We start from the raw sequence: 21,666 nt of genomic DNA on the forward strand, positions 1-21,666 counted from the left end.
GACGTCCGCGGCGCCGCTGACGCGCCGACCGAGCCGCGGCGCAGCGGCGATACCCTACGCTTCTGCGCCGATCGCCCGGTAGAACTGGTGCATCGCATCGCTGTTGTAGGCGTTCGGGTCGAAATCACCGATGGAAACCTCGCCGCGCAGATAGGCATGCATGCCCTCGGCCAACCCCTCGTCCGTTGACGGCACCACGAGTCCGACTCCGGCCGGGAGCGCGTCTCGGGCCGAACCAAAGTCGACGGTCACCACGGGCAGCCCCAGTGTCAGGGCCTCCAGGATCACCATCGGCTGGCCTTCGTAATTGCTCGAGAGCACAAAGCAGTCGGCCGCCGCCATGATGGCGTGCGGATTGGATTGGTGGCCCGTCAGGGAGACCGAGTCTTCGAGCCCCAGTTCCGCGATGAGCGCCTCGAGCTGCGCATACAGCGGCCCGTTACCGACGATCAGCAGGCGGGTCGCCGCATCCTGGGCATGCACACGCGCGAAGGCACGGATCATGCGCGCCTGATTCTTCTCGGGAGAGAGCCGTCCCACCCCCACGAAGGTGGTGCGCGCGGGTCCGTCGAAGAGATCTGCCGCCCACGGTGGCAGCTCACCCGTATCTGCATCCGTGAGAATCGCCCGCAGATCGACCGTGGCATCCGCCAGAATGAGCTCGGAGTTCACCGTGTTCACCGCAGCGACAAAACGGTCAGCATGGGCGGCATCCGAGAGGTTCTGCCTGTTGATCTCGGCGAGCGCCGGGGAGACCGAGACCACATGGTCGTAGCCGGGGTAAAGAGAGACCATGGCCTTCAGGCTGTGCTGCATGGGCGTGGCGCCGTTCACCTCACGATCGGCGTCCGCCGCCATGTCATTGTGCAGCCACACCGAGCGGGTCGCCGGCGGCGAATGCAGCAACTGCATCGCCCAGAACGGTCCATAACCGCTGAAATCCACAACGTAGTCAAAGGTGCTGGCGCCGAAGCAACGCGTCCATTCGTCGTCCCACAGGCGCCGTTGCTTCGTATCGAGGCGATGCTCGTCGATGTCACCACGCCGATACGACAGGTGCCGGGCCAGATGCGCGAACTTGGATCCGTTCATGCCGCCGACACGGGGAAACTGCCGAACCTCCGGGTTCAGTTCGCGCTGCTTGGCGATGGAGAGCGCATTGCGCGACTGCGCAAAAAAGGCCGAGACGTCGAAGCGGCTGTAATCAATATGGTTCAGCAGATTCAGCAGCGAAGTGGTGATGCCGTTGGGCCGCATTCCGCCGGCATACAGCAGAATGGATGCCCGCCCATCGTTCGCGGCGGCCCGCACCCGGTACCCCTCCCGCGCCCCGCGGAAGACGACATCAATAATCCGCTCGGTAACCGCACCGTCTTCTGTCGAGCAGAATCGCCGCTGCGCCGCGGCGTAGCGCGTGTCGATCTCGGCGCCCAGCGTGCCGTCGGCCGCTATCGCACGCACATGGCCGGCAATCTCCTCCACCGTGCGCTCCGCCGGCCCCGGCCACTCAGCCGGCTCGAAGTAGAGCCCGCGGTATCCGGCGTAGTCGTCGATGTCGGGCGTCAGAAAGAGAACAGGGCGGCCGCTGGCGAGAAAATCGAAATAGATGCTCGAGTAGTCCGTGATGAGAATATCGGTGACGCCGAGCACGAGGTTCGTCGGGATCTCGTTGGGAACGAGCATGCGTGCCAGCTCGGGTCGCCCCTTAGCCATCCTGTGCACGATCTGGTGAGTCTTCAACAGCACGACATAGCGCTCACCGTCGATCTGCGACTGGAGGGACTCCACGCGGGCGATGAGTTCGTCAACGTCGTCCTCCGGGCGCGAGAATGATCCGCCCTTCCACGTGGGTGCGTACAGGATGATCTCGCGGTCGCCGACGGGCAGTGCCGCCTGGCGCAGTCTCTCCCGCACCGACGCCGACTGGTTCGCATCGAGCCGCTGCCGGTCGATCCGTGGATAGCCCTCCTCCACGATGAGCCCCTTGTAGACGTTCGTGAGCTTATATGCGCTCTCGTACATCTGCTCGGCCATGAACGCGTTGGCCGCGAGCAGGTAGTCGGCCGCGACAAAGTTGCGAATGGTGTTGGCCGTCGCGAGCGCACCGTCTTCGATGTCGTACCCCATGCGCTTGAGCGGCGTGCCGTGCCAGGTGTTCAGATAGGTCTGGCCTTCCCGCTTGCTGAAATCGGGTGGGAAGGTCGCGTTGTTGACGAGGTATTCGCTCGTGGCAAGGGCCCGAAAGTATGCCGGGGAGTTGTAGAGCACGAAGCGCACGCGATCATCGTCGGCGAATTCGGCCACCGTCGACGCGTACGCCTTCAGGTCGGAGAGCACCCAGATGTGCCTCAGCTGGCCCATATCCGGGGCCGCCAACAGACCGCGGAAGATCGCCTCGGGATTGCAGAGCATGCCGTTGCCAGAAAACGATTCGTAAAGCACGGTTCCCGAGACAATCGCCTTGGTACGCCAATGGGCATGAATCTCGTAGCGGGCGGCTCGTTTGGCCTTGCGAAAAAGGGCGGCAGGACGTCGAACTCGCATAGTGAGCGATTGTATCCACGTCACCCGTGAGGTTGCTTGGAGGCAGCTCTGTCCCGGCTCCGTTATCGCTGCACGGCGAGGAGAACTGTCGCGCGGCGTCGTGTCAGCGGCCTGGTCGAGCGCCCTCACGCGAGTTGGCCGCCAGCTCGAGCAGCTCCCGGGCGTGCTCCAGCCCGCTTTCCGAATCGGGCAACCCCGAAAGCAGGCGCGTCATCTCGGCGATGCGCTCCTGGCCTGTCAGCTGTCGAACGCTGGATGCCGTCACCGCGCCGTCGCTGCCCTTCACCACGGTGAGATGGTTGGTCGCGAAGGCGGCCACCTGGGCAAGATGGGTCACCACTATCACCTGGGCACTCTCGGCCAGCCGTGCCAGTCTGCGCCCGATCTCGATGGCCGACGCACCGCCGACCCCGGCGTCGATCTCGTCAAAGATGAACGTCGGAACCGGATCGCTGCCCGCTATCACCACCTCGATGGCCAGCATCACCCGGGAGAGCTCGCCACCGGATGCGCCACGAGAAAGCGGGCGCGGCTCGGCGCCGGCGTGCGGCTGCAGCAGAATGGCCACCGTGTCACGCCCCGATGGCGTGTAGTCGTCGCGTTCGCCGATCTCAACGTGAACGCGCGCATCCGGCATGGCCAGCGCGTCGAGCTCGGCACTGACATCGTCGCCCAGACGCACGCCTGCGGCGCGACGCAGTTCAGTCACGGATGTCGCGAGCTCGGCGACTACACTCGCATCCGCCTCCACCTCGCTCTCGAGTTCTTCGATGCGTTCGGTGTCGCCATCCAGCTCGAACAGCCTCGCGCTGCCCGTCTCGAGGCGTTCTATCACGTCGGCCAGACTGGGGCCGTACGCGCGGGTGAGCGAGGCGAGCTGGGCTCGGCGCTCCTGCAGTATCTCGAGCTCTCGGGCACCGTCGGCGTCGAGTCCGGCGAGATAGCTGGAGAGTTGCGCGGCGACATCGGCGACGAGGTAGCCGGCCTCGGTGAGCATTCCGGTGATGTCACTCAGCGCGGAATCGTATTCGGCGACCCGCTCGAGCTGGCGACGGGCGCTCTCCAGCAGGCCCACGACATCCGCCGATTCCGATTCCTCGGCAGAGACCGCCTCGCGTGCGGATGCTGCGGCGAGACGCAGCTCCTCACGGTTGGTGAGGCGCTCCGCCCGACCCGCCAACTGCTCGTCCTCACCGGGTTGCGGCGCCACCGCCTCGATTTCGGCCATGGCGGCGCGCAATTCGTCTGCCTCGGAGGAACGCCGCTCCTGTTCGGCACGAAGTTCGTCGAGTTGCTCGCGGTTGTCACGCCACCGGTGAAAAGCGTGCTGGTAGTTCTTCAACGCCTCATCGAGTTCGGGCCCGGCAAAGCGGTCAAGGGCCTCGCGCTGCGCCGTCGCCGAGCGCAGGCGCACCTGGTCGGACTGGCCGTGCACCACCACGAGTCGCTCGCCGAGTTCGGCCAGAACTCCCACGGGGGCGCTCCGACCTCCCACCACGGCGCGACTGCGGCCCTCGGGCGAGACGGAACGGCTGAGCACGAGTTCGGCGTCGGATGCTCCCGGTGCGCCATCGAGGTCTCCCCCGGCATCGCGCACTCGCTCGGCCACCTCGCCGGCATCGTCAACGCTCCAGCGGCCCTCGACCCACGCCTGCTGGCTGCCCTGGCGAACGGCGCCGGCATCCGCCCTGCTTCCGAGCAGCAGCCCCAGTGCGGAGACCACCATCGTCTTGCCCGCGCCGGTCTCGCCGGTCAGGGCGGTAAATCCCGCGCCGAGCGGCAGGGACGCCTCGGCTATCACGCCGAGGTTGCGGATCGAAAGTTCGTCGATCATTGCTGTATCAATTCAGGCCGCATCAGTCTCGACCGATGGGGCCGCGCCATCCGCTGACCGGCAGGTTGAATTTCTTCACCAGGCGATCGGTGAAGACTCCATGGTGCAGGCGGGCGAGCCGCACCGGTATCGGGGAGCGGCGCACCACCACTCGGGCACCGGGCGGAAGTTCGTGCGCCCGACGACCGTCGCACCAGAGAATCCCCGAGCCGTCGGTACGATCGAGCACCTCGACGGCGAGCGAGGAATTGGCATCCACGACCAGGGGGCGGGCGAAGAGTGCGTGTGCGCTCAGGGGAACAAGAAGCATGGCCTCGAGCCCCGGCCACACCACCGGGCCACCGGCCGAGAAGGAGTAAGCAGTGGAGCCGGTCGGCGTCGACATGACGACACCGTCGCATCCGAAGCTCGAGAGCGGCCGGCCGTCAACTTCGATGACGACCTCGAGCATGCGCTCACGGCTGGCCTTCTCTACGGTGGCCTCGTTCAGCGCCCAGCTCTCGTAGATGACGGTGTTGTCGACCTTCACCCGCACCGAGATCGTCATGCGTTCCTCGACGTCGTAGTCGCGGGTGAGGCCTCGGTGCACCGCCTCGGCCAGATCGTCACGCTCGCTTTCGGCAAGAAAACCCACGTGGCCGAGGTTGACCCCGAGCAGCGGCGCCTGGAAACCACGCACCATCTCGGCCGCGCGCAGAATCGTGCCGTCACCACCGAGAACTATCACCAGTTCGAGCTCGTCGGGCTGCACGTCCACGCCGAGCACGGCCATCGAGCCGAGCTCTGCGTGCGAGGCCACCAGGTCGCGACGCTCGTCTTCGCTGACAACGGGGGTGACACCTGCCGCCAGAAGTTGCTCACACACGCTGACGCCGGCGGCGAGGGTGTCGTCGCGCCCCGTGTGCGCAACCACGAGGATGTACCTGGCCGGTGCTGCCATCTGCGTCACGCTCCAACCATCGCGGAAATCTGCTCCAACCATTCTGTCGGATTGCGACCGACGCGCGAGCTCAACCACACAAGATACTCATGATTTCCGCCGGTACCCAGCAATGGGGAGGAGATGACGCCCGCCGTCGTGAGCCCCGCATCGTGCGCCCCCCACAGCACCGTCGCCACGGCATCCGCTCGCAGCGCCGCGTTGTGAACCACGCCTTCGCGGATGCCGGTGCGCCCGACCTCGAATTGCGGCTTGACCAGCAGCACGAAGTCAGCGTCGGGGTCTGACGTCGCCACGAGCGCAGGAATGACCTGCGTGAGCGAGATGAAGGAGAGATCCGCAACAACGAGCGAGGGACGGATGCCCGCCCCGACGCGCTCGGCGAGCAGCTCGGGGGTCAGGTATCTGGCATTCACGCCCTCGAAGGAGCGCAGCCTGCTGTCGTCGTCGAGCCCCGCAGCCAGCTGTCCGTGACCGACATCCAGCGCTATCACGAGCCGCGCACCGCGCTCGAGCAGTACCTGGCTGAAGCCGCCGGTGGATGCTCCGACATCCATCGCAACACGCCCCTCGGCCGCCACGTCGAAGGCGTCGAGTGCGGCGATGAGTTTGTGCGCGGCCCGGCTCACGTAGTGATCGCTGTCGCCGACACGAATCTCGGCGCCGTCGGCGACGCGGGTCGATGCGCGCACGGCCGCGACGCCGTCGACCGTCACTACGCCCTGAGCGATGAGTCGGGCCGCCTGGGTGCGGGAGCGGGCAATGCCGCGCTCGGCCATCGCGACGTCGAGCCGCGACTCGGCCGCGCCGCTTCGTGCTGCCGTGCCGCCCGGCTCACCATCTCCCGGGTCAACATCTCCTGGCCCAGCGTCTCCTGGCTCAGCCATGCCGCTTCGGGGTGTCTCCGCCCTCGAGCCGGGCCCGCAATTCCTCGTGCAACTGCGCGTATGCCTCGGCGCGCGCGTCGAGCGGCTGTTCCTCGATCAGCGGAAGCCTGGAGACGAGGGCGTCGTCAGGGGTGGAATTCTCGGAGGCCATGCATCAAGACTAGCCATCGCCGCGCCGCCGCACGCCGCACGATGCACGGCAGGCTGTCTCAGCTGTACAGGCTCTGCGGAACATCGAGCGCATAGATCGCTCGCCCGCTCGCCCAGATCACCGCACACGCTGCGCGCAACAGGTCGATGCTCGAGTCGCCCTCAGCGATGATCTCCACCGTTGTCGTCTCCAGGCGCACCCGCGCCGTGCCGACCTGCGCCGTCGTATTGTGGCGTGAGAAGGTCGTTGCTGGATACGGCTCGTGCAGTCCGCGCAGGTCTTCGAGTATGTAGCGAGGGCGGCTGTTTTCCTCGGCGGCAATGAGCTGCTTGGCCCGATCCACCCCAGTGAGCACGTGGATCGCGTCCATGCCAGCCCGGTTCGCGCCAAGAATATCCGTGTCGAGGCGGTCTCCGATGAACACCGGCTTCTGTGCGTCAAACCGTTCGCGTGCCTCGTCGAAGATCGGCGTCTCCGGCTTGCCTGCAACCAGCGGCAGCCGTGCCACCGCGCTGTGCACAGCCGAGACAAGGGTTCCGTTGCCCGGCGCTATTCCCCGTTCCTGGGGAATCGTCCAGTCGGTGTTCGTCGCGATCCACGGGCGGTCCTTGCCGCTCTCCCCCTGTAAGGCGTACGAGGCCTCGGCCAACTGCTTCCAGCCGATGTCAGGGGCGAAGCCCTGCACGACAGCGGCCGGATCGTCGTCGGCGGAGCGAGTCGGCCGGTAGCCGGCCTTCTCGAGCTCGTCGACGAGCCCGTCTCCGCCTATTACCAGAACCGTCGCGCCCGGGGCCACCTGCTGCTTCAACAGCCGCATCGACGCCTGCGGCGAGGTGACGACCTCGTCGGGGGCCACGCTCAGCCCCAACTCGCTGAGATGCGCAGCGACCGCGCGATCGGTGCGTGAGGCGTTGTTCGTGATGTACCCCACACGAGCGGATGCCGCGGCGCGGTTCAGCGCCTCAACCGCATAGTCAATCGCGTGCGCACCCGTGTAGACGACCCCGTCGAGGTCGGCAAGAATGACGTCGACCCCGTCAAGCGGTGTGGCTCCCTCAGCCTTCCTGCGCAGCAGCGGCATCCGACTCCCCTGTCTGCGCTGCGCGAGAGCCTGCGTCGTCCGTGGTCACCGAATGCAAAATCACCGGCTCGGAAGCCGATTCGGAGCCGTGCGCCTCGTACTCCTCTTCCACGACGTCGATCGTCTCACCATGGTCCGCGCCGTCGGCCTCGCCGAGGACTATCTCGGCACGTTCGGCACGGTCACGCCAGGTCGCAGCCTCGTCGCGGCGGCCCAGTTCGTCGAGCACCTCCGCGTAGGCATAGAACAAGTCCGGGCTGTAGGAGAATGCGCGATCCGGAGTCAACTGGGGAATCTCGAGCTCGGTCAGCGCCGCCTCGGGCTGTTCGAGATCCAGACGCGCACCCGACATCGCTATCGCCAGCGAGACCTGCACGTCCACCGGCAGCGTACCGCGATCCACTGAGCGGCCCACCTCGAGCGCTCGATCGGGCCGTCCCACACCCCGCTCGCTGTCGACCATCAGGGGAAGCTCGTTGTTCGAACCAGAGATGCGACGGTACGTGCGCAGCTCCCTGATGGCCAGCGCGAAGTCGCCGATGGCATAGGCGGTGATGGCCAACGTCTCGCGAACGATGGCGATGCGTCCGGCTCGACGCTCGGCCGAGAGAGCGTGCTGGTGCGCCAGCGACGGATCGTCCTCGATCAGTCGCGCTGCCATCACCAGGTGGCGAGCCACCTCTTCGGCGTTCTCCTTACTCAACGTTTTCAGCTCGTTGCGGGCAACCTTGTCGAGATCGCGCGCCGTCACGTCCTCCGGAATTTCGGGGGCCTCGTGCCTCGGACGCACCGAGCGCAGCTCCCTGGCCAGCTTCTCTTCCTCGGTGAGGGCGCGTTCGGTCTCGCGCGCATCGCGATCGCCGCGTGCCGGCCGGCCCTCACGGGTCCAGAGCCGTTTCTCGCCGCCTGATGGCGCCCCCCCACGACGACCAGCACCGCCGGATGCCCCACCTCGGCCCGCTCGGTCGCTGCCTGCACCGTCGCGCTTCTTCTCCCACGGCTTGCCGCCGGATGCGCTCCGTGCCGCCCCGCCGCGCTGGCCGTCTCGTGCGGGTCCCTGGGCGCGATCGCCGCGCTTGTCTCGGTCGCGCCGGTCGCGGTCCCGCGGAGTGCCGCTCCCACCAGATGATGAATCGCTCACGCGTGCTCTCCTTAAAAGAGAAGTGACTTAACGCAAAATGGCCACCCATTGCTGGGTGGCCATCTTACAAAGAAGTCCGGCGGTGTCCTACTCTCCCACAGGGTCCCCCCTGCAGTACCATCGGCGCAGAGAGTCTTAGCTTCCGGGTTCGGAATGTAACCGGGCGTTTCCCTCTCGCTATGGCCGCCGAAACACTATTGATGTATCAAAGTGAATCGAACAATCATTTCTGATTGGTCGGCTCTCGACCGTACATCGAGAACCACATAGTGGACGCGTAGCATCTTCAATTCAAAAACATGAAGTGTTATCAAGTTATCGACTTATTAGTACAGGTCAGCTCCAAGCGTCTTTAGTCCGCTCTTCCACATCCTGCCTATCAACCCAGTAGTCTAGCTGGGAGTCTCTCGCCCGAAGGCATGGAAATCTCATCTTGAGGCCGGCTTCCCGCTTAGATGCTTTCAGCGGTTATCCATCCCGAACGTAGCTAATCAGCGGTGCTCCTGGCGGAACAACTGACACACCAGAGGTTCGTCCAACCCGGTCCTCTCGTACTAGGGTCAGATCCTCTCAAATTTCCTGCGCGCGCAGAGGATAGGGACCGAACTGTCTCACGACGTTCTAAACCCAGCTCGCGTACCGCTTTAATGGGCGAACAGCCCAACCCTTGGGACCTACTCCAGCCCCAGGATGCGACGAGCCGACATCGAGGTGCCAAACCATGCCGTCGATATGGACTCTTGGGCAAGATCAGCCTGTTATCCCCGAGGTACCTTTTATCCGTTGAGCGACAGCGCTTCCACAAGCCACTGCCGGATCACTAGTCCCGACTTTCGTCCCTGCTCGACTTGTCAGTCTCACAGTCAAGCTCCCTTGTGCACTTACACTCGACACCTGATTGCCAACCAGGTTGAGGGAACCTTTGGGCGCCTCCGTTACTTTTTAGGAGGCAACCGCCCCAGTTAAACTACCCATCAGGCACTGTCCCTGAACCGGATTACGGTTCTAAGTTAGATATCCAGAGTGACCAGAGTGGTATTTCAACAATGACTCCACCGACACTAGCGTGCCAGCTTCACAGTCTCCCACCTATCCTACACAAGCCACACCGAACACCAATACCAAACTATAGTAAAGGTCACGGGGTCTTTCCGTCCTTCTGCGCGTAACGAGCATCTTTACTCGTAGTGCAATTTCGCCGAGTTCGCGGTTGAGACAGCTGGGAAGTCGTTACGCCATTCGTGCAGGTCGGAACTTACCCGACAAGGAATTTCGCTACCTTAGGATGGTTATAGTTACCACCGCCGTTTACTGGGGCTTAAATTCTGAGCTTCGCCGAAGCTAACCCTTCCTCTTAACCTTCCAGCACCGGGCAGGCGTCAGTCCGTATACATCGTCTTGCGACTTAGCACGGACCTGTGTTTTTAGTAAACAGTCGCTTCCCACTGGTCTCTGCGGCCTTCAAACGCTTCCGGAGCAAGTCCGTACACGCCTCAGGCCCCCCTTCTCCCGAAGTTACGGGGGCATTTTGCCGAGTTCCTTAACCACGATTCTCTCGATCTCCTTAGTATTCTCTACCTGACCACCTGAGTCGGTTTGGGGTACGGGCGGCTTGAACCTCGCGTCGATGCTTTTCTTGGCAGCATAGGATCATCAATTTCGCGCTTACGCGCTACCCATCGTGCCTGGGCCTTATATGAGGGACGGATTTGCCTATCCCTCGGCTTACACACTTAGACCGGGACAACCATCGCCCGGCTTGACTACCTTCCTGCGTCACACCTGTTAATACGCTAGCCGCACCAGCATAGGGTCGAGCGCTAGGCCTCAACCATCACCCCGAAGGGTTCAGAAAGAGGATTCAGACTCTTAGCATTACTGGATTAGCTTGGGCGGTTCTTCGCCGGTACGGGAATATCAACCCGTTGTCCATCGACTACGCCTGTCGGCCTCGCCTTAGGTCCCGACTTACCCAGGGCGGATTAACCTGGCCCTGGAACCCTTGGTCTTTCGGAGGACGGGTTTCTCACCCGTCTTTCGCTACTCATGCCTGCATTCTCACTCGTGTGGCCTCCACGGCTGGTTTACACCGCCGCTTCGCTGGCCACACGACGCTCTCCTACCCATCCATACGGCTGGACCACGAAGGCCTGCCAATAATATAAATGCCACAACTTCGGTGGCGTGCTTGAGCCCCGTTACATTGTCGGCGCGGAATCACTTGACCAGTGAGCTATTACGCACTCTTTCAAGGGTGGCTGCTTCTAAGCCAACCTCCTGGTTGTCTGTGCAACTCCACATCCTTTCCCACTTAGCACGCGCTTTGGGACCTTAGTTGGTGGTCTGGGTTGTTTCCCTCTCGACGATGAAGCTTATCCCCCACCGTCTCACTGCTGCGCTCTCACTTACCGGCATTCGGAGTTTGGCTGACGTCAGTAACCTTTTAGGGCCCATCGGCCATCCAGTAGCTCTACCTCCGGCAAGAAACACGCAACGCTGCACCTAAATGCATTTCGGAGAGAACCAGCTATCACGAAGTTTGATTGGCCTTTCACCCCTATCCACAGCTCATCCCCTCCATTTTCAACTGAAGTGGGTTCGGTCCTCCACGCGCTCTTACACGCGCTTCAACCTGGCCATGGATAGATCACTTCGCTTCGGGTCTAGGACATGCGACTGAATCGCCCTATTCAGACTCGCTTTCGCTACGGATACCCCTCACGGGTTAACCTCGCCACATATCACTAACTCGCAGGCTCATTCTTCAAAAGGCACGCTGTCACCCCTACAAGGAGGCTCCAACGGTTTGTAAGCAAACGGTTTCAGGTACTATTTCACTCCCCTCCCGGGGTACTTTTCACCTTTCCCTCACGGTACTTGTTCGCTATCGGTCATCTGGGAGTATTTAGGCTTATCAGGTGGTCCTGACAGATTCACACGGGATTTCTCGGGCCCCGTGCTACTTGGGATACTCTTCGGGTGATTGCTGCATTTCGACTACGGGGTTCGCACCCTCTATGACCAGGCTTTCAATCCTGTTCGTCTATACAACGTTCTAACCCTTGCTGTTCGGCAGAATCAGCAGAAAAGTCCCGCAACCCCGACCATGCAACGCCTGCCGGCTATCACACATGATCGGTTTAGCCTCTTCCGGTTTCGCTCGCCACTACTAACGGAATCGCTTTTGCTTTCTCTTCCTGTGGGTACTGAGATGTTTCACTTCCCCACGTTCCCTCTACCCGCCCTATATATTCAGGCGGGAGTCACTGGGTCACCTTGCGGGCCCAGCGGGGTTTCCCCATTCGGAGATCCTCGGATCAAAGCTCGTTTATCAGCTCCCCGAGGCTTATCGCAGATTACTACGTCCTTCTTCGGCTCCAGATGCCAAGGCATCCACCGTTTGCTCTTAGAAACTTGAAATCACATGAGTTTGAATCGATTAAGGCTCCGAATAAATTCGGAGCAGAAATTGACCAATGATCTACCAACACACCCCTAAGGGCATGTTGTTTGATCTTTGTGATCCAGAGTCGAAACTCTGAATCTAAGATGCTCGCGTCCACTGTGTAGTTCTCAAAGTACGGGCGGTACCTTTCCTGCCGGCCATCATGCCGGACACGAAAAGGTCCAGAGGTCCGTTCCCATCCATGCGGATGAGGTCCGGTCCCTCAGGACCCAACAGCGTGCAAAGACCAGGCTTCCGGCCGGCTTCCGTTCCTATTCCCGAAGGAATGTACTGAGAAGACGACGTTCGTCCTGGTCACAATGTCAATGTTCCACCCATGAGCTAACCACCGCAGGACATGTGCCTGCGAAGTGGCTCTGGAAACCGTATGAGCGCTGTATACAGACGCTCGGTTCCAAATGCTCCTTAGAAAGGAGGTGATCCAGCCGCACCTTCCGGTACGGCTACCTTGTTACGACTTAGTCCTAATCACCGATCCCACCTTAGACAGCTCCCTCCCTTGCGGGTTAGGCCACCGGCGTTGGGTGTTACCGACTTTCATGACTTGACGGGCGGTGTGTACAAGGCCCGGGAACGTATTCACCGCAGCGTTGCTGATCTGCGATTACTAGCGACTCCGACTTCATGAGGTCGAGTTGCAGACCTCAATCCGAACTGAGACCGGCTTTTTGGGATTCGCTCCACCTTACGGTATTGCAGCCCTTTGTACCGGCCATTGTAGCATGCGTGAAGCCCAAGACATAAGGGGCATGATGATTTGACGTCATCCCCACCTTCCTCCGAGTTGACCCCGGCAGTCTCCTATGAGTTCCCACCATTACGTGCTGGCAACATAGAACGAGGGTTGCGCTCGTTGCGGGACTTAACCCAACATCTCACGACACGAGCTGACGACAACCATGCACCACCTGTTTACGAGTGTCCAAAGAGTTGACTATTTCTAGCCCGTTCTCGTATATGTCAAGCCTTGGTAAGGTTCTTCGCGTTGCATCGAATTAATCCGCATGCTCCGCCGCTTGTGCGGGCCCCCGTCAATTCCTTTGAGTTTTAGCCTTGCGGCCGTACTCCCCAGGCGGGGAACTTAATGCGTTAGCTGCGACACGGAAGCCGTGGAATGGCCCCCACATCTAGTTCCCAACGTTTACGGCATGGACTACCAGGGTATCTAATCCTGTTCGCTCCCCATGCTTTCGCTCCTCAGCGTCAGTTACGGCCCAGAGATCTGCCTTCGCCATCGGTGTTCCTCCTGATATCTGCGCATTCCACCGCTACACCAGGAATTCCAATCTCCCCTACCGCACTCTAGTCTGCCCGTACCCACTGCAGGCTGGAGGTTGAGCCTCCAGTTTTCACAGCAGACGCGACAAACCGCCTACGAGCTCTTTACGCCCAATAATTCCGGACAACGCTTGCACCCTACGTATTACCGCGGCTGCTGGCACGTAGTTAGCCGGTGCTTTTTCTGCAGGTACCGTCACTTTCGCTTCTTCCCTACTAAAAGAGGTTTACAACCCGAAGGCCGTCGTCCCTCACGCGGCGTTGCTGCATCAGGCTTTCGCCCATTGTGCAATATTCCCCACTGCTGCCTCCCGTAGGAGTCTGGGCCGTGTCTCAGTCCCAGTGTGGCCGGTCACCCTCTCAGGCCGGCTACCCGTCGTCGGCTTGGTGAGCCGTTACCTCACCAACTACCTGATAGGCCGCGAGTCCATCCTTGACCGAAATTCTTTCCACCTTCAGGAGATGCCTCCAAAGGTCGTATCCGGTATTAGACGTCGTTTCCAACGCTTATCCCAGAGTCAAGGGCAGGTTACTCACGTGTTACTCACCCGTTCGCCACTGATCCAGAGGGAGCAAGCTCCCTCTTTCACCGTTCGACTTGCATGTGTTAAGCACGCCGCCAGCGTTCGTCCTGAGCCAGGATCAAACTCTCCGTAAATGTTTGATTGCACGGTATCCGTCGAAACGGATGCCGGCACATCTAGTGTGTCAAGCCACCGGAATAGGCGGACAAGACACAAGTTTGAAACTGACAGAACAAATCATTACTGACTTGCTTTGTTGTTTAAATGTTTTCCAAAGGAATCTCCACATCCAGCCGAGGCTGAATGCCGAGGTTTTTGGCATTTGACATTGTGCACGCTGTTGAGTTCTCAAGGATCGGACGCTCCCAATTTTCAGCCTCTCGGCCTGCTCTTTGGGGCAACTTCTCTACCTTACCACTCTCATTTGCCCTGTCAAATCGGCCGTTTCGGGCGGTTTCGGCGGTCCGTATTCGGACACAGCGTCTCGCACGATTCGAGCCTGTTAGACATGCTCAGTGAGTGGGTTTTCCATCCTAGGCGCTGTAAACAACTCCTACAAGAGGAGGTTTTTACGGCGGCGGATGTGTCCCTCTTGAAGCCGGGAAGCTCTGAGGCTTTCCCGCACCTTTGGGGTGACAAGTAAGTACTTTACGCAGCCGGAGGTGGCGGTGCAAATCACGCTCGCATCCCGGGCGTGTCGCACAGATGGCTATTGGATGAACACCCCGGCCAGAGTCTTTTTTCCGCGCCGCAACACCGCCATTCCACTCGGCAGCGCGGCATCCGCGACCGCTGCAGTGCCATCCTCGACCTTCACGTTGTTGAGGTAGACGCCCCCCTGGGCGACGGCACGCCTGGCCTCTCCGAGACTCGTCGTGAGCCCCGTGTCGACCAACAACTCCACGATTGTTGCCGAGGGCGAGGTCGTGGTGTTCGGCAGCTCACGCAGCGCGGCCTCGAGTGTCGCCGCATCGAGCTCGACGAGATCGCCCTGGCCGAAGAGCGCCCGGGTGGCCGCGATGGCCGCATCCGTCGCATCCGTGCCGTGCACCAGACTCGTGATCTCGTACGCAAGATGCCGCTGTGCCTCTCGCTTGAACGGCTCTCGTTGCACGGCCTCCGCCAAGCGTTCGATCTCTGAACGGTCAAGGAAGGTGAAGACCTTGAGCCTGCTGACGATGTCGGCGTCGTCGGTGTTGATCCAGAACTGGTAGAAGGCGTACGGGCTGGTCAGTGCGGGATCGAGCCAGATGGCCGTGCCCTCGCTCTTGCTGAATTTGGTGCCATCTGCCTTCGTGAGCAGCGGACTGCCGAGAGCGTGCACACTCACGGATTCGGCCCTGCGCACGAGATCGGTGCCGCTGGTGAGATTGCCCCACTGGTCACTGCCACCGATCTGCAGCACGCAGCCGTACTGCCTGTAGAGCTCGAGATAGTCGAGACCCTGCAGTATCTGGTAGCTGAACTCGGTGTAGCTGATGCCGGCATCCGAATTGAGCCGGGCACTGACCGCGTCTTTCTTCAACATGGTGCCGACACGGTAGTGCTTGCCGATGTCGCGCAAAAAGTCGATGGCGCTCAGGGGTGCCGTCCAGTCCAGGTTATTGACGAGCACCGCCGCATTGTCGCCATCGACGCTGAGGTAGTGCGAGACCTGGGCCTGCAGTCCGGTCACCCAGGCCGCGACCACATCCTTCTCGTTGAGGGTGCGCTCAGAGGTCGGCCTCGGATCGCCGATCAGGCCGGTCGAGCCGCCGACGAGCCCGAGCGGACGGTGGCCCGCCAGTTGCAGGCGGCGCATGATAATGAGCTGCACCAGATGACCGAGGTGCAGGCTTGGCGCCGTGGGATCGAAACCGCAGTAGTACGTGATCTGCGGCCCGGAGAGTGCCTCCTTGAGCGCCTCCGCGTCTGTGGACAGCTGCACATGGCCACGCCAGAGCAGTTCCTCCCAGACATCGTCGAAGGAATCGTCATTGGTTTGGGCTGCAAGGATCAACGCGTCGGACACGAGAGTTACAGTATCAGCGCGACGGCAGGCATCCGCGTCGACACCGATGTTGCTTGTATCCTTTATTCTTGATAAATTAGGTTATTAGCATTAATGCGTAGATGATTCTGCGATCAGGCGATATTCGCGGGTAGGCGCGAGTGAGGAGCACGACATGTTCGTCATCACGGCCGATCAGATCGACAGCCGGAGCCGGGCCGACATCGTCGGAACGACCCTTCACCGGCTCAATCGCGAGCACGACGGGCATCTTGCCCTTCCTGTCGACCGCAACGCGGGAGACGAACTGCAGGTGATGACCACTGAGGCCTCAACGACGTTGGCGATAGTGCTCGACCTGACTCGCAGCGCCCAGTGGAGCGTCGGCATCGGCTGCGGCGCCGTGCGCCTGCCGTTGCCCGCCGCAACACGGGAAGGAAGCGGCCCGGCCTTCTTCGCAGCGCGCGACGCCGTGACGCGAGCCAAGAAGCAGGCCACACGCTTCGCCGTCGAGACGGCCGTCGCTGACGATCGCGCAGCGAAATCCGAAACGACGCCCGAATGGCCGGGCGCCGCCGACGCGGAGGGACTGCTGAACCTGCTGCTGCTACTACGAGGACGACGCTCCGATGCCGGGTGGGAGCTCTACGACCTGGTCGTGACGGGCATGCAGCAGAACGAGGCGGCGGAACGGATAGGAATATCAGCGCCCGCGGCCAACTCAAGGGCACGAGCGGCCGGCCTCAAAACCGAGTTCGCCTCCATAGGCCCCCTGACTAGGCTGTTGGAGAATCTCGATCGAGTCGCCACAGGAATGGACGAAAACCGATGACGCCGCACGTGCCATATCCCCCGCTGTTTGTGTTTGCCATGATCGGCCCCATCGTCTATTGGGCCATCGTGCTCATTCTGGTTCTGGCGAGCGTGTGTAGCATTGCCTTCACGCTGCGGCGCCCCCGACGGGTCTTCGTCTACGTGGCGGCCGGCACACTGGCCGCAGCGGTGGCCATGGCCGCCTTCCCCTCGCCTCAGGCTCCCACCATCGTTGGTGCGCTGCTCGGAATCGCCTGCCTGGTGCTCGCCGTTGCGGGCGGTGGCCCAGCCGTGCAACTCGTGCTGGCCCTGGCCTCGCGCGGAAGCGTGGCAGGCGAACACGGCGGCATCGTCGTGCCCGGTTCCGATTCCGCATCGTCGCCGGGCGCGCCCCACGAGGTGCTGCGCGGTGGAACCACCATCGGACTGCTGGAGAGACTCGCGACCGCCGGCGCCATCATGGCCGGCTTCCCCAGCGCCATAGCGGTGCTGGTCGCCATCAAGGGCGTCGGGCGATTCAGCGAACTGGATGCGGCCGAAGCCCGTGAGCGCTTCATTATCGGCACCCTCGTGAGCCTGATCTGGGCGTGCGCCTGCGCGGCGGTGTTCCACCTCGCGATCCGCTGACGCGCGTCGGCACAGGTCAGGGAGCGCGGCGCTTGCCCACGTGCCGCTTGTACGGTGAGACAGTCGCATCTCCGGGCATCCAATATCGCCACGGAAACTCGTCTCCGCCGCCCGGCATGCTCAGCCCCGTACGCGGACCCGCGCTGAACGCCACCTGATCGGTGAGGATGCTCAGGGTGAACGGCGGCGCCAGCAGATCCGCTCCGTTCTGGGCGAGCACGATTCCCAAGGAGACCACCAGGTTCGCGGGCCCTCGCGCAAGCCGCGCATCCGCGACGTGCCTCCCGCGACGGTCTCGGGCGAGTTCGACGCCCTCCACTATCTCGCCGGCGCGCAGAAGGACCCCGGAGGCGATCCCCTCGGGCGAGCACGCCACGTTGGCACAGGTGTGCATCCCGTAGGTGAAATAGGCGTAGAGATGCGCGGCTTCGCCGAACATGGTCGCGTTGCGATTGGTCTTTCCGCGATGCGCGTGCGACCCGGGATCGGTGCCATCGCCCATATAGGCCTCGACCTCGGTAAGCCGGATGCTGACGCGTCCACGCTCAGTGTCGTGACTGAGTATCGCCCCGAGCAGGCGCGGCGCCACCTGCGTGGCGGATGCCTCGAAGAAGCTTCGCTGTGGAACGAACGATTCGAGGCTCACGGCCGGGCGGCCGACAACTCAATCGCCAGCTCGCGCACTCGTTCGGTCAGTGCTGTACGCTGCTCGGCGACGCGGGCCGGCGCGGTTCCGCCGACGCCGTCCCTGCTTGCGACGGAACCCTCCACCGTGAGCACGGAGCGGGCATCCGGGGTCAGGAGAGGCGAGACGGCCGCAAGGTCTTCGTCGGTGAGCGCGTCGAGTTCGACCCCCCGCCGCTCGGCCGCCTTGACGAGCTCCCCGGTGATCTCGTGGGCGTCGCGGAACGGAACCCGCTGCTTGACAAGCCATTCGGCGACATCCGTTGCCAACGAAAAGCCCTGGGGAGCCAGCTCGGCCATGCGCTCGGTGTGAAAACGCAGCGTTGCCACCATGCCGGTGAAGGCGGGCAGCAGCACCTCAAGAGTGTTCACCGAGTCGAAAACAGGTTCTTTGTCCTCCTGCAGGTCACGGTTGTATGCCAGTGGCAAGCCCTTGAGCGTCGCGAGCAGACCGGCGAGATTGCCGATGAGACGACCGGTCTTGCCGCGCGCGAGCTCGGCGATATCCGGATTCTTCTTCTGCGGCATGATCGAGGAACCCGTGGAATAACCGTCGTCGAGAGTGACGAATCCGAATTCGCGGGTGTTCCAGAGCACTATCTCCTCGGCGAACCGGGAGAGATCGACCCCGATCTGCGCGGCGATGAACGCGAACTCCGCCACCAGGTCACGACTGGCGGTGCCGTCGATGGAATTTTCGACACTGCGGGCGAAGCCGAGATCGTGCGCGACGGCTGCGGCATCCAGCCCCAGCGTGCTGCCGGCGAGGGCGCCCGAACCGTACGGCGAGACGTTGGCACGCCTGCCCCAATCGACGAAGCGCTCGATGTCACGCACGAGCGGCCAGCAGTGCGCAAGGAGGTGGTGCGAGAGCATCACGGGCTGCGCGTGCTGCAGGTGCGTGCGACCCGGCATGACAGCGCCGTGGTGGGCCTCGGCCTGCGCGGCGATGGCATCGATGAGCTTGACGAGCTGATCGGCGAGTACACCGGCATGGTCGCGCAGATACATCCGCACGAGCGTGGCTATCTGATCGTTGCGACTTCGACCCGCTCGCAGCTTGCCGCCGAGTTCGGGGCCGGCACGGTCGATGAGACCGCGCTCGAGCGCACCGTGCACGTCTTCGTCACTTTCGGCGGCGACGAAGGCGCCGGATGCGACATCCGCGGCAAGCGCGTCGAGCGCCGCCAGCATGCCGCTCAGCTCATCCGCCGAGAGATAGCCGGCCGCCGAAAGCGCACGAGCGTGTGCACGCGAGCCCGCAATGTCGTACGCGGCAAGCTGCCAGTCGAACTGTGTCGACCTGCTCAGCGCCACAAGTTCGGGCGAGGGGCCGCCGGCGAAGCGGCCGCCCCACAGGGCGCCCGCCTCGCCGGCACGATTCTCCGGGCTCTCTGAGGATTGGCTCGTCGCGTCTGCGGTCACAGCGCACTCCCCCGGCTCGCCGACATGCGGGCATCGCTCATTTGGCGCCCAGGTCGCGCCGTGCGGAGATCTTGCTCGGCAGGGACCACAACTCGATGAAGCCCTTCGCCAGCGACTGGTCAAAGCTGTCGCCGGTGTCGTAGGTGGCCAGGTTGAAGTCGTACAGGCTTTCGCCGCTGCGGCGGCCGGTGACCACCGCGGTACCGGCGTGCAGCTTGAGGCGGATGTCGCCCGTGACGTGCTTCTGGGTCTCGTCGATGAACACATCGAGTGCGCGCTTGAGCCCGGAGAACCAGAGACCGTCGTAAACGAGTTCGGCCCATTTGGACTCCACCCCGCGCTTATAGCGGGCGACGTCACGCTCGACAGTCATGTTCTCGAGTTCCTCGTGCGCGGCGATCAGGGCGATGCCTGCCGGAGCCTCGTAGACCTCGCGGCTCTTGATGCCCACCAGGCGATCCTCGACGATGTCGATGCGCCCGACACCCTGGTCTCCGGCAAGGGTGTTCATGAGTTGCACAACCTGGAGCGGGGTCACGGCCTTGCCATCGATCGCGACCGGCACGCCTTCGGAGAAGGAGATCGTCACCTCGGTGGGCTCGCGCGGAATCGACGGATCCTGCGTGTAGGTGTAAAGATCCTCGATCGGGGCATTCCACGGGTCTTCCAGGAAGCCGGTCTCGACGGCGCGGCCCCAGACGTTCTGGTCGATCGAATACGGGCTCTTCTTGGACTGCACTATCGGCAGGTTGTTTTCGGCCGCGTACACGATGGCCTTGTCGCGGGTGAGTGCGAAGTCACGCACGGGGGCGAGCGAAGTCAGTTCGGGGGCGAGAGCCGCCACGGCTGCCTCGAAACGCACCTGGTCATTGCCCTTGCCCGTGCACCCATGTGCCACGCTGTCGGCTCCGAGCTGCTTGGCCGTGGCCGCCAGATACTTGGCGATGAGCGGGCGGGAGATGGCCGAGACCAGCGGATAGCGCTTCTGGTAGAGAGCATTGGCCTTGAGCGCGGGCACGATGTAGTCGTCGGCGAATTCATCCTTCGCATCGACGACGATGGACTCAACCGCGCCGCAGTCCAGCGCTCGCTGACGAATGGCATCCATATCTTCGCCGCCCTGGCCGACGTCGACGGCGAGGGCGACGACCTCCTTGCCCGTCGCATCCTTCAGCCAGCCGATGCCGACCGAGGTGTCGAGTCCGCCCGAGTATGCGAGGACTACGCGTTCCGCCATGGTGCTCCTTAGGTGTGTGTTCTGTTCAAGTGTATTTGTGGTGTGGGTCTCGATACGCGTAGCTTGGCGAGCTACTCGACCACCGGGGTGCTGCGCTCGAGCAACCAGACCAGGAGGGCCTTTTGGGCGTGGAGGCGGTTCTCCGCCTCATCCCAAATGACGCTCTGCGGGCCGTCGATGACCTCGGCAGCCACCTCGAAACCGCGGTCGGCCGGAAGGCAATGCAGGAAGAGCGCGTCAGGCTCGGCCTGCGCCATGAGCTCGGCGTCGACGCGATAGGCGCCGAAGGATGCCAGCCGCACGGCCTTCTCCTCCTCCTTACCCATCGACACCCAAGTGTCGGTGACGACGACATCGGCACCGACGACGGCCTCGCGCGGATTTGTGTACAGGGCAACGGAGCCACCCGTGCGTGCCGCTATCGCCGTCGCGTCGGCGACCACGGCATCCGACGGCTCGAAGCCCGAGGGGGCTGCAATGCGCACGTGCATGCCCGCTGTCGCGCCGGCGAGCAGATAGGACTGCGCCATGTTGCACGCACCGTCGCCGAGGAAGGTGAGGGTGAGCCCGGCCAGACTCCCCCGCTTCTCACGAATCGTCAGCAGATCGGCCAGGAGCTGGCACGGGTGAAAGTCATCCGAGAGCGCGTTGACGACGGGCACGGTGGTTCCAAACGCCATTTCTTCAAGCCCAGCCTGCCCATAGGTGCGCCAGACGATTGCCGAGACCATGCGTTCGAGCACGCGTGCGGTGTCGGCCGGCGTCTCCTTGCCGCCCAGCTGGCTGTTGGCCGTGCTGATGATGAGCGGGCTGCCCCCGAGATCGGCGATGCCCACCGCGAAGGAGACGCGTGTGCGAGTGGAGGACTTGTCGAAGATCACCGCAACCGTCTGCGGGCCGGCCAGCGGCTTGCGAGCATAGGGATCCCGCTTGATCTGCTCGGCCAGATCGAGAATCTCGGCCTGCTCGGCGGGCGTGATGTCGTCGTCGCGGAGAAAGTGGCGTGTCATGAAGAAGCTTTCGTGATCGGGGGTGGAAGCCAGG

14 protein-coding genes and 3 rRNA genes are annotated in these 21,666 nt (G+C 62.8%); 2 read left to right on the plus strand and 15 right to left on the minus strand.

Annotated elements, in window-relative coordinates; genetic code table 11:
- Positions 1–54: 54 nt before the first annotated feature.
- From ASC63_RS14755 to tyrS, 11 genes are all read right to left on the minus strand, one after another.
- Positions 55–2,544 (minus strand): glycosyltransferase, encoded by a 2,490-nt coding sequence (locus ASC63_RS14755; protein ID WP_055816033.1) that lies wholly within the window; start codon positions 2,542–2,544, stop codon positions 55–57.
- A gap of 103 nt (positions 2,545–2,647) precedes the next feature.
- Positions 2,648–4,378: a DNA repair protein RecN gene (gene recN / locus ASC63_RS14760; protein WP_055816036.1), complete on the minus strand. Its 1,731-nt coding sequence runs from the start codon at positions 4,376–4,378 to the stop codon at positions 2,648–2,650.
- A 22-nt stretch (positions 4,379–4,400) separates the two neighbouring features.
- Entirely contained in the window at positions 4,401–5,318 is a 918-nt protein-coding gene (locus ASC63_RS14765) for an NAD kinase (protein WP_055816615.1), read from the minus strand.
- A 5-nt stretch (positions 5,319–5,323) separates the two neighbouring features.
- A complete protein-coding gene (locus ASC63_RS14770; RefSeq protein ID WP_055816039.1) occupies positions 5,324–6,097 on the minus strand; it encodes a TlyA family RNA methyltransferase in 774 nt (257 codons plus the stop codon).
- Between the two features lie 100 nt (positions 6,098–6,197).
- Positions 6,198–6,356: a hypothetical protein gene (locus tag ASC63_RS16540; protein ID WP_200936945.1), complete on the minus strand. Its 159-nt coding sequence runs from the start codon at positions 6,354–6,356 to the stop codon at positions 6,198–6,200.
- Between the two features lie 58 nt (positions 6,357–6,414).
- Positions 6,415–7,437 carry an HAD-IIA family hydrolase gene (locus ASC63_RS14775; protein WP_055816042.1) on the minus strand — a complete coding sequence of 341 codons (1,023 nt, stop codon included), beginning with the start codon at positions 7,435–7,437 and terminating at the stop codon, positions 6,415–6,417.
- Positions 7,412–8,578: a hypothetical protein gene (locus tag ASC63_RS16710; RefSeq protein WP_235492356.1), complete on the minus strand. Its 1,167-nt coding sequence runs from the start codon at positions 8,576–8,578 to the stop codon at positions 7,412–7,414. The genes ASC63_RS14775 and ASC63_RS16710 overlap by 26 nt, the downstream gene beginning before the upstream one ends.
- 74 nt (positions 8,579–8,652) lie before the next feature.
- Positions 8,653–8,769: ribosomal RNA gene (rrf, locus tag ASC63_RS14785) — 5S ribosomal RNA — on the minus strand.
- A 115-nt stretch (positions 8,770–8,884) separates the two neighbouring features.
- Positions 8,885–11,998 (minus strand): 23S ribosomal RNA (locus ASC63_RS14790).
- A 455-nt stretch (positions 11,999–12,453) separates the two neighbouring features.
- Positions 12,454–13,980, minus strand: a 16S ribosomal RNA gene (locus ASC63_RS14795).
- The 16S, 23S and 5S rRNA genes sit together here, the layout of an rRNA operon.
- 575 nt (positions 13,981–14,555) lie before the next feature.
- The gene (tyrS, locus tag ASC63_RS14800) at positions 14,556–15,857 is read right to left on the minus strand and encodes a tyrosine--tRNA ligase (RefSeq protein WP_082487903.1); all 1,302 of its coding nucleotides are present in this window, start codon (positions 15,855–15,857) and stop codon (positions 14,556–14,558) included.
- 154 nt (positions 15,858–16,011) lie between these two features.
- Between tyrS and ASC63_RS14805 the strand changes: the two genes are divergently transcribed.
- Together ASC63_RS14805 and ASC63_RS14810 are read left to right on the plus strand one after the other, a co-directional pair.
- Positions 16,012–16,668, plus strand: coding sequence for a hypothetical protein (locus ASC63_RS14805; RefSeq protein ID WP_055816047.1), 657 nt, complete (start codon positions 16,012–16,014; stop codon positions 16,666–16,668).
- Positions 16,665–17,276, plus strand: a complete 612-nt coding sequence (locus ASC63_RS14810) for a hypothetical protein (protein ID WP_055816049.1) — start codon at positions 16,665–16,667, stop codon at positions 17,274–17,276. Before ASC63_RS14805 ends, ASC63_RS14810 begins: the two co-directional genes overlap by 4 nt.
- Before the next feature lie 16 nt (positions 17,277–17,292).
- On the opposite strand, the gene ASC63_RS14815 is transcribed toward ASC63_RS14810, so the two are convergent.
- The 4 genes from ASC63_RS14815 to argF form a co-directional block, all read right to left on the minus strand.
- On the minus strand, positions 17,293–17,922 hold the full coding sequence (locus ASC63_RS14815; RefSeq protein WP_055816052.1) for a DNA-3-methyladenine glycosylase: 630 nt from the start codon (positions 17,920–17,922) through the stop codon (positions 17,293–17,295).
- Positions 17,919–19,385, minus strand: coding sequence for an argininosuccinate lyase (gene argH, locus ASC63_RS14820; protein WP_055816055.1), 1,467 nt, complete (start codon positions 19,383–19,385; stop codon positions 17,919–17,921). Before argH ends, ASC63_RS14815 begins: the two co-directional genes overlap by 4 nt.
- 37 nt (positions 19,386–19,422) lie before the next feature.
- Positions 19,423–20,622 carry an argininosuccinate synthase gene (locus ASC63_RS14825; protein WP_055816057.1) on the minus strand — a complete coding sequence of 400 codons (1,200 nt, stop codon included), beginning with the start codon at positions 20,620–20,622 and terminating at the stop codon, positions 19,423–19,425.
- Positions 20,623–20,693: 71 nt separating this feature from the next.
- Positions 20,694–21,632: an ornithine carbamoyltransferase gene (gene argF, locus ASC63_RS14830; RefSeq protein WP_055816060.1), complete on the minus strand. Its 939-nt coding sequence runs from the start codon at positions 21,630–21,632 to the stop codon at positions 20,694–20,696.
- Positions 21,633–21,666 lie beyond the last annotated feature (34 nt).

Origin of the sequence: Leifsonia sp. Root112D2 (assembly GCF_001424905.1) — a bacterium.
Classification (GTDB): domain Bacteria; phylum Actinomycetota; class Actinomycetes; order Actinomycetales; family Microbacteriaceae; genus Root112D2.